Genomic DNA, 12187 nt, shown 5'->3' on the forward strand with positions numbered 1-12187 from the left:
GGGCATGTGGCGTGGCGTCAGTGGATGACGCCTGACGCTGCGGCCTCTTTCACAGAGACCGCAGGATGTGAGTGATCAGCCTTCGCCCAACTCACGCATTACCGCGTACAAAGCGGACTTGGCTTCGAAGCCAACGCCAGGGATATCCGGCAGGCCGACATAACTGTTTTCCACCTGGATTCCGTCAGCGAAGCCGCCGAAAGGCTGGAACACGTCCGGGTACGATTCGTTGCCGCCCAGATGCAGGCCCGCTGCGATGTTCAGCGACATCTGGTGACCGCCGTGCGGAACGACGCGGCGGGAAGACCAACCCATTTCTTCCATCACCTTCAAGGTGCGCATGTACTCCACCAGTCCATAGGACAGCGCGCAGTCGAACTGGAGATAATCACGGTCGGGACGCATGCCGCCGTGGCGCAGGAGGTTACGGGCATCCTGGTGGGAGAACAGGTTTTCCCCGGTAGCCATAGGCAGTTCATAGTGATTGGCAAGCTCAGCCTGGAGTGCATAGTCCAGCGGATCGCCGATCTCTTCGTACCAGAAGAGGTTGTACTGCTTGATCGCTTCTGCGTAAGCGATACCTGTTTGAAGATCGAAGCGACCATTGGCATCGACCGCCAGGCGACGACCGTCCCCAACGACTTCCAGCACCGCTTCGATACGACGGATATCTTCGTCCAGTGGCACCGCGCCAATTTTCATCTTGACGACGTCGTAGCCACGATCCAGATAACTCTGCATTTCCGCTTTGAGCTTGGTCTGGTCTTTGCCCGGATAGTAGTAGCCACCCGCTGCGTAGACCCAGACCTTGTCGTCCGCCACGCCGTCACGGTAACGGTCGGCGAGCAGGCGATAGAGGGGTTTGCCTTCAATCTTGGCAACGGCATCCCACACGGCCATGTCGATGGTGCCCACTGCGACCGAACGCTCACCGTGGCCACCTGGCTTTTCGTTGGTCATCAGGGCTTTCCAGATGGCGAACGGATCCAGGTTGTTGTTCTCATGGTCGACGAGCGTATCTGGATCCGCTTCCGTGATGCGCGCCAGGAAACGATCACGCATCAATGCGCCTTGCCCATAACGGCCATTGGAGTTGAAGCCATAGCCGATGACGGGTTTACCGTCGCGAATAACGTCCGTGATGACAGCGACAACCGAGCAGGTCATTTTCGAGAAATCGATATAGGCATTGGCGATTGGGGAGGCAATCGAAACAGTTTTTTCGCGGATGTCTACGATGCGCATGACGGGTTCCTCTTGTTGTTGATGGCCCCACGTTATGCTTTGCGATGACACCCGCCCAATGCTATTAATGCCGCACCCTATGCACAGGAGGCATGGCCCTTGGAGCTCGTTTGGCTTGAAGATTTTTCGGCGCTTGCGGAGTACGGCAGCTTTGTTCGGGCGGCCGAGGCACGGCATGTTACGCAGCCGGCGTTCAGTCGCAGAGTGCGCTCGTTAGAGAGTTGGATGGGGGTGCAACTGTTCATTCGAACGCCTCAAGGCGCGACGCTTACTGAAGCAGGGCGGCAAATATTGCCAAGTGCCCAAGAGGCTGCCAGACGCTTGTACCGAATGCGCAATGAGGCCCAGGAGGTCGCTGGAATGGCCGCCAAGTCGCTTCAATTCGCGGCGACGCACTCCCTGTCATTTACCTTCTTCCCAAAGTGGCTGCGAAGCTCAGAGAGCGGCGCCCCAATCGAGGCTGTGCAACTGCACTCCGATAGCATGGCTGTCTGTGAGCAGATGCTTATACATGGCCAGGTTCAGTTTCTGCTCTGCCATCGCCATCCCGACGTTCCACCTCTACTGGCCCCTGATCAGTTCATCGGCAAGAAGGTGGGTGAGGACGTTCTCGTTCCCCTTGCGAGCGCTGGCGCTACTTTCGGCTCCTCGCCTGCGGCATTGCCATACCTTGCTTACACCCACGAGTCCGGCTTGGGACGCATCGTCGCTCACCGGCTGCGGGGCAAAGAAGAGTACCTTCACCTCAAACCGCTTTTCAGCAGCCACCTTGCAGCGGTACTGATGTCCATGGCCCTGGAAAGCAAAGGCGTGGCCTGGTTGCCCAAGAGCCTCACCGAGCAGGAAATACTGGATGGTCGCCTGGTCAGGGCGCTCGACGAAAGTTGGGATATACCGTTGGAGATCCATCTGACCCGTCCCTCTGCGCCACTCAGTCAATCTGCGGAAGAGTTTTGGGGCAGGGTGGGGCAGTGATTGTGTCCGCATACGGTTCAGCAACTGATAAGCAGCCGGCCGACATACCGTGTTGCTCATCCCATTTGAGGATGCTCTGTTTATGGTTGCAGATTCCGCATACGTATAGTCCTTGTCCCGGTGCCCGATCGCAAATAAACCCGCTTAGTTGAAATTTGGTATTCAGGCCAATACGCCGTCCAAAATGGACACAAGGAAGAACCATGGACGCTAGAGCTATTCCCGAAGGTTTTACCCCGTTTGGCCGCAGCAGTCCGCTGCTTGATTTGCTCGGCCCGATCTACGCGAGAGGCAGCGGGCTGGAATTGCAACTTGGATTATTGACTGACTCACGACATGCCAATGGCCGCGGCACCTTGCATGGAGGTGTATTGGCGACATTAGCCGATGTGGGCATGGGGTACGCCATGGCATTTTCCAGCGACCCTCCGCAGCCATTGATCACGGCCAGCATGACGTTGGATTATCTCGGCGTGGTGCAAATCAATGAATGGCTGGAGGTACGTCTCGAATACTCCAAAAAAGGACGTCAACTGGCGTTCGCTGCCGTCAGCTTGCATGTGGGTGATCGAACAGTGGCACGCGCGAGTGCGGTGTTCTCTGTGCCAATGAATTGAAAATATCCGTCCATCCAATTCGCCGAATACTGGGCATTTGCCGGTAAAGTTCGGAGCACGTACTTTTCCGGTCTAATCAATTCCTCTCTTTATTGAGGAGAGCCATTGCTCGCTGCTCTGAAATCGGCATTACCGTTGGATTTGTATTCTCGACATGGATGTAGACAAACCAGTGATCCGGGGGAGAGTGAAGAATCCTGTGAACATTGACGGGCCTATTCCCGCCTATTCCGCGGGAGCCCAGCGCCGTGTGATCCTGTCGAATTTCCGCATGTTCAATACCATGCCGCGCCATGGCGTTGCTAAATGCTTGGTCGACTCGTTTTTTGTTGCGGCGCTGAAGGGTCATATGCGCGCGGTATATCGCATAGCAAAAAAAATACGCTGAACGTCATCAATATCAGCCCGAGGCCGAACTTGCTCCAGAGAGAATCGTCCATGCCGAGTTGCCCTTAGGTAGTCCCGATGCCCGTTGAGGCATGTTGACGGGATTCAAAGCAGCATAGCAGTAGCTCGCTGGCCGACCCGTTGAAATCGGTCTGTTGAAACTGCCGCCCCTCATCGCTCGGCGATACCGCCACTGCCTCCGATTCTGCTTTACCGTTTGGTCATTGCACTTGGTTTCTACGCTTACGAAGCATATGCTTGTCATATATGAAACGTATAGAGTGAAACCCATGGGCATTGTAAACATCGACGACGAATTACACGATCAACTGCGCCGAGCCACCAAGGTGTCCGGTCGGTCCATCAACGCGCAGGCTGCTTTCTGGATCAAGGTCGGCCTGTTGTGCGAGATAAATCCTGAGCTGACCTTCAACGAGATCATCCGCCGTGAACTCGGCAGCGCGGGCGTGCGTGCACAGCCATTGGTGGTGAGTTGAGCATGATCAAGAATCCCGGGCAGGTAGCCCTGCTAGCGGAGTCTGGCCGACTCCTGGCGTCTGTGTTCGAACTGCTGGATAGAACCAAGCTTACGGGGATGTCGACACTCCAGGTCGATGCCCTGGTGGAGCGTTTTATCGTCGATGACCTCAAGGCCCGACCGGCGAGCAAAGGCCAGTATGGCTATGGGTTCGTACTCAATTGCTCGGTGAACGAGGTGGTTTGTCACGGTGTGCCATCGCCTGCCAAAATTTTGCGGGATGGCGATATCGTCAATCTCGATATCACCTTGGAAAAGAATGGCTACATCGCCGACTCCAGCAAGACCTACCTTATCGGTGAGGTCAGCGCCGCTGCCCGGCGCCTGGTCGATGTCACCTATGATGCGATGTGGCGGGGTATATGCGCGGTGCGGCCAGGTGCGCGGCTGGGTGACATTGGGGCGGCCATCGAGCGCCACGCCAAATTGAATGGGTACTCTGTGGTGCGTGAATACTGCGGCCATGGCATCGGCCGGGAAATGCATGAGGAACCTCAGGTGCTGCATTTCGGCAAGCCCGGCACCGGCCTGGTGCTGCGCGAGGGCATGGTGTTCACCATCGAGCCCATGCTCAATCAGGGCACGAACCATGTCCGGACCGAGGCGGATGGTTGGACGGTCGTGACCAGGGACGGAGCGCTTTCCGCTCAGTTCGAGCACACCGTTGCGGTGACTTCTTCGGGTGTTTCGGTGTTGACGTTGCGCCCGGAAGAGTTGGGTAGGGCGCGGGAACTGGAACCTCTCGTCGTTTCGTAACTGAAAACCAGACTGAGCCGTGTCTATTGTTTCTGGCGACAAATCGCTACCGGAGGCATGGACATGAGGCAGCGTATTTCACCCGACGCTTCAGGCAGGCGCGGTTGCTTTGCTGGCGTACTGCCTGGGCGAGCAGCCCAGAATGCGTTTGAACGCCGTGCTAAACGCGCTCTCCGACTCGTAGCCAATCGACAGCGCGACAGTGGATACCGAGTCGCTTGAGCTCAGCAATTTTTCCGCCGCCAATAGCATCCGCCAGCGGCTGAGATATTCCATTGGCGAGGCGCCGACCTTGGCTTTGAATTTGAGCGCAAACGTGGAGCGCGATACGCCGGCGCAGGCGGCCAACGTCTTTAATGTCCAGGCCTGAGCGGGCGCCTCGTGCATGGCGCTAAGCGCGGCGCCTAATTGTTTGTCCGCCAGCGCATAAAACCAACCGATGCGCTCTGTCACCTGCTGCGCCAGATGCACGCGCAGGGCCTGGATCAACATCATGTGTGCCAAATGTTGGGCGATTAAAAAGCCGCCCGGCTGCCCTTCGCGCAGTTCGCGTCGCATGCGCTCCAGTGACCAGCGCAGGTCGGTCTGGTCGTCGTTGCCGCGGATATGCACGATGGGCGCAAGCAGGCCCAAGAGAAAATCAGCATGCAGGCCATCCAAGGAAAAACGGCTACCTGCCAGAAAGAAATCGCCGCCCCCGTTGTACGTCACGATGCCGTCCGGCCGTTTCGCCGGAAACAACGTGGCGCCGTCGATGGGCGCCAGCGCGGGGTCACTGGCCAAACGAAAGCGCCGCCCGCGTGGCAACAAAAAACAATCGCCCTCCTTCAGCAACAGGGGAGCCGCGACGCCTTCCATAATCAACCAACACTGGCCGGTAATAACCGCATTAAATTTGATCGCGTCATACGAGGTGAACTGGATTGACCAGTCCCCACCGGCAGCGAACCCGGCAGACACATAGCTGTGAGGTTTGAGCAGCGAAAGCACTTCAGAAAGCGGGTCCATGCAAGATTCCGGACGATGGCCAATGTATTTTAGATTTCCAAGCATAGATCGTATTGATCGACGCCGTCACCATGGAGATCATTTCGCCAGATTCAGGAGCGCACCATGATTGTCGTTACCGCCCCCACCAGCAACATTGGCTGCCAGGTCATTGAGCGATTATTAGCTGCCGATGCGCCCGTCAGGGTCATCGCACGCGACTCATCACGATTGTCGCCAACCGTACGGGAGAGTTGCGAGGTAATCGAAGGCTCTCACAGAGACGACGCTGTCGTGGATAAAGCCTTCCAAGGGGCTGACGCGATGTTTTGGTTGGTGCCGCCTGATCCGAAAGCCCCCAGCGTGAACGCGGCCTATCAGGATTTTAGCCAGGCCGCGTACCGGGCAATCAAACGTCATGGCGTGGCACGCGTGGTCAGTGTCTCCGCACTTGGGCGGGGCGCGGCGAAACAGGCAGGTCTGGTCAGCGCATCACTGGCCATGGACGATCTGCTGGCAAGTACCGGCGCCCACTACAGGGCTTTGGCGATGCCCACGTTTATGGACAACCTTCTGCGCCAAGTGAGCTCGCTCAAACAGGCCGGTGTATTTTTCTCACCCATCTCCGCGGACCTTAAACTGCCCACCTGCGCGACACGAGACATTGCCGCGGTGGCCTGCAAGTATCTGCTGGATAGCCACTGGACCGGGTACAGCGATGTGCCGGTACTAGGACCGGAGAACCTGTCATTTAACGACATGGCGCACATCATTTCGCAGGTGCTGGAAACCCCCGTGCGCTATCAACAGATACCGTTCGAGGTGTTCAAGGAGAATTTGCTCTCGCAAGGCATGTCGCCCGCGATGGCTCAAGGCGTGGTCGACATGATGATCGCGAAAAACCAGGGCCTCGACAACACAACCCCGCGAACTGCGCAAAGCACAACACCTACGAGCTTGCGGCAATGGTGCGAAGAAGTTCTTAAACCGGCTATACAGGCGTAACACGTATTCAACGACAAAAGGCCCGCATGCGCGGGCCTTTTGCTGCCGGTTGCCTTTATTTCGCAGCTTTCTCAATCAGGTTAGCCACCACCTTCGGGTTGGAAACCATCACCACGTGGGAGGCGCCTTTAACCACGACGGTCTGCTTGGAATGCGCACGCTCCGCCATGAACGCCATCGCCTGTGGAGGAATGTTCTTATCCTTATCGCCGTACACGAACCAGGACGGAATGGTTTTCCAGGCTGGGTCGGTAGCGGCTTCGTTCAGCGCGGCGACGGTGACGGGACGCTGACCGGCAGCCATCAGGCGAGCTTCAGCCTCAGGGACATCGGCTGCGAACTGGTCGTGGAATTTATCCTGTTGGATGTAGAGATCCTTACCGCCATCGGCCAGTTCGACCGGGGCCGACAAGGCCGAGGCCAGGGTGCCGCCCGGGAATCGTCCAGACAGTTGCGCCGCAGTCTCGCCAGCTTCCGGGGTGAATGCGGCCACATACACCAGGCCCTTCACGTTCTGCTGGCCGTACGCCGCCTCGCTGATCACCGAACCGCCGTAGGAGTGGCCGACCAGGACCACCGGTGTCTTGATGTTCTTGACGATGCTTGCCACGGATTGGGCGTCGCTGCTGACGCCACGCAGTGGGTTCGCTGCGGCAATGACGGGATAGCCGTCCTTCTCCAGGATTTTGACCACGCCATTCCAGCTCGACGAGTCGGCGAAGGCGCCATGTACCAGAATCACAGTGGGTTTGACGTCAGCAGCGTTTGCAAAACCAGCGGCTGCGAAAGCGGTGGCGAAGGCCAAGCCAGTAAGAATCTTTTTCATGAGTAACTACCTGTAAGAGAAGGAAAGGGAATTGCCGGGTTCGGTGTTATTGGACGACGACGTGCAGGTGCACATCGAGGTTGCTGCGGGTGGCGGTTGCTGCTGCGGTGTAGAGTGCTGTCATGATTTCGCTCCTGATATCGATCCAATCGCTGCTGGTTTTGCTTAGCGCTAAATGTTTGCGCGCTAAGAAGTTGAGATAAAGTTAGCGGTACAAACACTTGCGCGCAAGATAAATTTACAAAAAAAATTGTTCTTTTTATAAGGTTCTGTTTTTAAAGAAATATTTTTCGACGTGGGAGGAAGGGGATCGCCCGACGACGCATGTGGATCGAAGAAAAATGATCGAAGGCGTTTGCGGACACAGGAAGCGCGGCGGATCGTTGTCAGGAGAGGCCTCGCACCAACAGCATAATGGCGCCGATGAATACGACGCCCTCCATCAAGAGCGAGTGCCGACCCGGCGTCACGTTGCGCAGCAAATGGCGGGCAACAAATGCTCCGGGCACCGTTGCCAGGCCAATCAAGAGTCCTGCAAGGACCAGTTCGGAATTGAGCTGCTGGAAGCCGCCAAATATGACGACCTTGACCAGCCCCATCGTTAGCGAGACGACGGCATCGGTGGCGATGAGAGGCGCGCCGAATAGCCCTGACGACAAGAGGATGCCGCTCAGGACCGGACCGGTTCCGGTCATCGCCCCGTTGATCAGCCCAAATCCCACGCCGGCAATACCTTCTCCATAGGCGCCAAGTTGGTGGCTGGACGGTGAGCGTAGGCGCCGGTGCATGATGCTCAGCAACATGACGCCGCTGAGCAGCAGGCAGATCCATCGTGACGACAACAGGGTGTAGCTGTATGCACCCAAGGCGCATCCGGGCAAGCCGCCGCACAATAACCTCTTGACGTGGACCCACTCGACGGCCTGCCGGAACGCCCATGCACGGCTTCCGTTGGTCAAGACCATGCCTACCGCCATGAGCGGTATGACATTCTCAACGCCCACGATGGGGATCAGCACCATGGGGAGGATCAACCCCGTCCCGAAGCCTGAAATGCCCCCAATCAACGATGCGGCAAATGCCACGGCGGCAATCAAGATGGCTTCATACGCGCCAACATTGTCCATTTGTAATCGCCTCATTCGTTCCGCAAAAAATCGCAAGAACGATCAAATGCCCCGCGTGTTCATTTGCTAACGTTGCTCCAGCTTTCTAGGAGCGTCTACATGCTGAACATCGAAAAAGCCTTGTGGTACATCGAGGCGGAGTTGAAATCCGGCCTGGATCTTGGGTGTGTTGCGCGCCACTGCAATATTTCTCCGTTCGCGCTAGCGCGTTTGTTTGCACTGTCGACGGGTTGGCCGGTGATGCGTTACATCCGCGCGCGGCGTTTAAGTCAGGCGGCGTTGGCGTTACGTCGAGGAGTACCGGATATCCTGCAAGTGGCGCTGGATGCTCACCCGAGATACCCACGTCTGCAAGGGTTATAAAAATACTCAGAATGTACGCAGATTCATGGTGGAGCACTGCGGCACGGGCTTTAAGTTCGACAGGGACTTTATGGCCTGGATACGTAATGGGGAAACGAAGACCATAGGGGATGTCGTTGACGAATGGGCACGAAGAAATCCTGGTGCCCACTGAGCCGAGTTATCCAAGAAATCCTTGAGTATGTCTGTGGATAACCGCGTCGCCGCCAGGCGGATCGGGCGTTTCAAGCGACGATCAAAAAATAGCCACATTGCCGGTGGCGCATCCCGCGGACCGGCAGGAATAACTGATAAATTTCCAAGGGTTGGCGAAATCTCATTCACCGGAGCGTTTCGGCACACTAGTCGAGCATTTCGGCACAGTAATCCCCCCGTGCGCTCTCTAGACTCATGCTTCTCACAAGGCTTAGAAGAGGTCACGATGAACATCAGAACAATCCTGTCCGCATTGTCCATGAGCGTCGCTCTCACCGCGCACGCTGCCGATTTTTCGTTGACGAGTCAGGATATTGCGCAAGACCGTCCGCTGACCAGTCGAGAGGTGTTCCAGGGGTTCGGTTGTGAAGGGGGCAATACGTCGCCGGAGCTTTCCTGGAGCAATGCCCCGGCGGGTACCAAGAGTTTTGCAGTCACAGTCTACGATCCTGATGCCCCGACCGGCAGCGGTTGGTGGCATTGGACGGTAGTCAACTTGCCGACTTCAACCACCCATTTGCCCCGGGGAGTGGGCTCGAACCTGCCTGCTGGTGCAGTACAAGGTCGCACCGATTATGGCCAAGCGGGATTCGGCGGCGTTTGCCCTCCAGTAGGGGATAAACCTCATCGCTATCAATTCACCGTATGGGCGTTGAAAGTCGATAAGCTACCCCTCGATAATCAGTCCAGTGGCGCCCTGGTGGGCTATATGCTCAATGCCAACGTCTTGGCCAAAGCGACCATCACTCCCATCTACGGACGTTAAAAACGATGCGCCCATGTGTCGGCACACAGCACCGGGAAAACACGATCGATGCGTTTGTCATCCGGGCGCGACAGCCCCATACCTTGCGGCGGGTATCGATATTCGCCACCACTTTGTGCCGCGTGCGCCAGGGACAAAAGCTGCTGCAATGGGATGATCGAGCGATGCGCGCCGGGTCGCAACATCTGATCCTGATGCCGGCCGGACGTGAGCTCGGTATTTCCAACTTCCCGGGTCGCCAGGGTCATTACATTGCCGATGCAGTGACCTTTCCCGGTTCGGTGTTGCGTGACTTCAGCGCCCGGTATGGCCAGCAGATCATGAGCTGCAACCAGGCTCCGACATCCGATCTATGTGTCCCCTTGGACAGGCATATCACCCAAGCGTGGGACCAGTTGTTGGCCGCCATTAATGCACAGGCTCCCCACGCTTTACGCACGCATTATGCGCAGGCGGTTCTATTGAGCCTGGGCCTTGGCGGCTTCGCCGGGCCGCTGCTGATGGATCGCAACGATTCACTGCGCGAGCGGGTGCAGCGACTGGTCATGAGTGGCCCGGAGAAAGACTGGACAGTTGCCAGCGTCGCACAGCAATTGAACCTCGGTGAGTCGACGCTGCGCCGGCAATTGGCCAATGAAGGGGACAATTTCAGGAACATCCTGGAAGGCGTTCGGCTGGCAATGGCGCTGCAATGGCTGCAAACCACTTCTCGACCCATCGGTGAGATTGCCGGCGCCAGCGGTTATGCATCGGCCTCACGTTTTGCCGTGCGCTTTCGCTCTCATTACGGCCTGTCGCCCCGGGATTTGCGAGCGACAATCTAAGTACCCACTTCAGCCAGTCATAAAGAAGACTCGACCGTCATGCGGTACGACCGCCGAGCACTTCTGCGACCCAGTCGGCAATGTACTGGCCGGCGTTGATGCTGTTGTCGAAGCTCGAATGCTGCACGCCTCCTTCCCGCTCGGTGAATATTTTCAGCTCGCGCTTAGGGCTGTTGATCAATTGTTCGTAGGTGCGCTGTGCCCACTTCAACGGGATCTGCGAGTCCTTTTCACCGTGGGTGACGAGGAAGGGCACCTTGATGCGATCCAATATGCCGTCCAAGTGGACATTCTCGGCGATGGCCATGAACTCATCGGTGTCTTTGGCGCCCCATACCCAGGCCACATGCGACCAGTAATGGGGAACCGGGAAGCTGCCTTCTTTTTCCATGCGGCGTTTCTGCACATCGCGCCAGTCGTGGTTGGCACCCCATACCACCCCACAAGCGAAGCGCGGTTCGAAAGCGACTGCGCGAGGGCAGTAATAGCCGCCGAGCGATACACCTTCCAGGCCGATGCGCTTGCCATCGATATCACTGCGGGTTTGCAACCAGTCCACCACGCGGCTGGCCCAATGCTCACTGTCGAAACGGGCGGTCAGGTGATGCAGGCGCAGTGCTTCGCCGGTACCGGGCTGGTCGATGATCAGCGACGACACGCCACGTTTCGCCAGCCAGGCGGGCAGGCCGACGCGGTATTTCATTTCTTTGGTGGAGTCCAATCCGTTGACCTGCACCAGAATCGGCGCCGGGCCAGTGACGCCTTCGGCACGGACCAGCAGACCTGAAATGTGCTTGCCCTCGTAGGGGATTTCAACTCGTTCGCAGTTCTCTTGCGACAGTTCGATACCGCGTTGGAAGGTCTTTAGAAAGCGCTGGTATAACTCTGCGCGGCCAGGCGCACCATGGGCTTGCAGGCGTTCGCAGCTCAAGTAGTAGGTGGCGGCGCGGTTGTATTTTTCCCCGGCCGATAACCGTCGGCCTTTGGTTTCGTCTTCCTCAGCCAAACCGCAAAGCTTGTCAGCCATTCTCGCCCAGGTTTCACGGAAGGCTTTGCTGCCAGCGGCGTCGGGCTGCTTGGCGGCCTCTTGGAGCGGCGCGCACATTTCTTCGATTTCGCCGATGCGGGCACCCATCTCGATGGCGAGGTCGACGGAAAGATTCCAAACGTAGTTAGTTGGGAAGTAGCGGAACATGATTGTTATTGTCCTTGTACAGGCAAAGGCAGGCAGCCAGGTCCGGGCCAGCTGGATCGGGCTCAGACGGTTTGAAGCAGGCTAAGGGGAGGCCAATTGTTTGGCCAATCGCGAGTCGGGATGGCAGGTATCGCGAACGACGATGGCCTGTGTGGATGGGGCCCGGGTTATGAGCTCCAAGCGCACATTCCAAGCCGTAAATCCAGATACCTATCATCGTACTTCACGATTGCTCCTAGCGAAGGATGCGATTGGTGCTGTCCAGATTCGATTCATTAAAGTCCGCCGCATACCGTACCGCCGTTGGCGGATGGCACCACTGGATCCTGCCGCTTGATGAACTGTAGCCACCGTCCGTCACGGCATTCTTTTCCCTGCTGT

Annotated in this window: 14 protein-coding genes; 9 read left to right on the forward strand and 5 right to left on the reverse strand. The window is 57.3% G+C overall.

Going from position 1 to position 12187, the window contains the following annotated elements; all coding sequences use genetic code 11:
* Positions 1–75: 75 nt before the first annotated feature.
* Complete coding sequence (locus AD663_RS11320) at positions 76–1245, reverse strand: mandelate racemase/muconate lactonizing enzyme family protein (RefSeq protein WP_003180871.1); 1170 nt, start codon at positions 1243–1245, stop codon at positions 76–78.
* 99 nt (positions 1246–1344) lie between these two features.
* On the opposite strand from AD663_RS11320, the gene AD663_RS11325 reads away from it, so the two are divergent.
* The 4 genes from AD663_RS11325 (at position 1345) to map (ending at position 4518) form a co-directional block, all read left to right on the forward strand.
* A complete protein-coding gene (locus AD663_RS11325) occupies positions 1345–2220 on the forward strand; it encodes a LysR family transcriptional regulator (protein ID WP_003180874.1) in 876 nt (291 codons plus the stop codon).
* 203 nt (positions 2221–2423) lie between these two features.
* Positions 2424–2837: a PaaI family thioesterase gene (locus tag AD663_RS11330; RefSeq protein WP_003180876.1), complete on the forward strand. Its 414-nt coding sequence runs from the start codon at positions 2424–2426 to the stop codon at positions 2835–2837.
* 677 nt (positions 2838–3514) lie between these two features.
* Positions 3515–3721: a ParD-like family protein gene (locus tag AD663_RS11335; protein ID WP_003180880.1), complete on the forward strand. Its 207-nt coding sequence runs from the start codon at positions 3515–3517 to the stop codon at positions 3719–3721.
* 2 nt (positions 3722–3723) lie between these two features.
* Positions 3724–4518, forward strand: a complete 795-nt coding sequence (gene map / locus AD663_RS11340; RefSeq protein ID WP_003180882.1) for a type I methionyl aminopeptidase — start codon at positions 3724–3726, stop codon at positions 4516–4518.
* 90 nt (positions 4519–4608) lie between these two features.
* On the opposite strand, the gene AD663_RS11345 is transcribed toward map, so the two are convergent.
* A complete protein-coding gene (locus tag AD663_RS11345) occupies positions 4609–5526 on the reverse strand; it encodes an AraC family transcriptional regulator (protein ID WP_003180883.1) in 918 nt (305 codons plus the stop codon).
* Positions 5527–5631: 105 nt separating this feature from the next.
* Between AD663_RS11345 and AD663_RS11350 the strand changes: the two genes are divergently transcribed.
* Positions 5632–6510 carry an NAD(P)H-binding protein gene (locus tag AD663_RS11350; protein ID WP_003180885.1) on the forward strand — a complete coding sequence of 293 codons (879 nt, stop codon included), beginning with the start codon at positions 5632–5634 and terminating at the stop codon, positions 6508–6510.
* 55 nt (positions 6511–6565) lie between these two features.
* Here AD663_RS11350 and AD663_RS11355 read toward each other — a convergent pair whose 3' ends face one another.
* Positions 6566–7336: an alpha/beta fold hydrolase gene (locus AD663_RS11355; RefSeq protein WP_003180887.1), complete on the reverse strand. Its 771-nt coding sequence runs from the start codon at positions 7334–7336 to the stop codon at positions 6566–6568.
* Positions 7337–7722: 386 nt separating this feature from the next.
* On the reverse strand, positions 7723–8463 hold the full coding sequence (locus AD663_RS11360) for a sulfite exporter TauE/SafE family protein (RefSeq protein ID WP_003180889.1): 741 nt from the start codon (positions 8461–8463) through the stop codon (positions 7723–7725).
* Positions 8464–8562: 99 nt separating this feature from the next.
* On the opposite strand from AD663_RS11360, the gene AD663_RS11365 reads away from it, so the two are divergent.
* From AD663_RS11365 to AD663_RS11375, 4 genes are all read left to right on the forward strand, one after another.
* Entirely contained in the window at positions 8563–8826 is a 264-nt protein-coding gene (locus AD663_RS11365; protein ID WP_003180891.1) for a helix-turn-helix domain-containing protein, read from the forward strand.
* Complete coding sequence (locus tag AD663_RS29295) at positions 8789–8980, forward strand: DUF6434 domain-containing protein (RefSeq protein ID WP_083455133.1); 192 nt, start codon at positions 8789–8791, stop codon at positions 8978–8980. Before AD663_RS11365 ends, AD663_RS29295 begins: the two co-directional genes overlap by 38 nt.
* A gap of 267 nt (positions 8981–9247) precedes the next feature.
* The gene (locus tag AD663_RS11370) at positions 9248–9787 is read left to right on the forward strand and encodes a kinase inhibitor (RefSeq protein WP_003180893.1); all 540 of its coding nucleotides are present in this window, start codon (positions 9248–9250) and stop codon (positions 9785–9787) included.
* A gap of 5 nt (positions 9788–9792) precedes the next feature.
* Complete coding sequence (locus AD663_RS11375; protein WP_003180895.1) at positions 9793–10611, forward strand: helix-turn-helix transcriptional regulator; 819 nt, start codon at positions 9793–9795, stop codon at positions 10609–10611.
* 37 nt (positions 10612–10648) lie between these two features.
* Here the strand turns inward: AD663_RS11375 and AD663_RS11380 are convergent, their stop codons facing one another.
* Entirely contained in the window at positions 10649–11806 is a 1158-nt protein-coding gene (locus AD663_RS11380) for a S9 family peptidase (RefSeq protein WP_003180897.1), read from the reverse strand.
* Positions 11807–12187: the final 381 nt, after the last annotated feature.

The sequence above is a fragment of the Pseudomonas sp. Q12-87 genome, assembly GCF_001269755.1.
Classification (GTDB): domain Bacteria; phylum Pseudomonadota; class Gammaproteobacteria; order Pseudomonadales; family Pseudomonadaceae; genus Aquipseudomonas; species Aquipseudomonas fluorescens_S.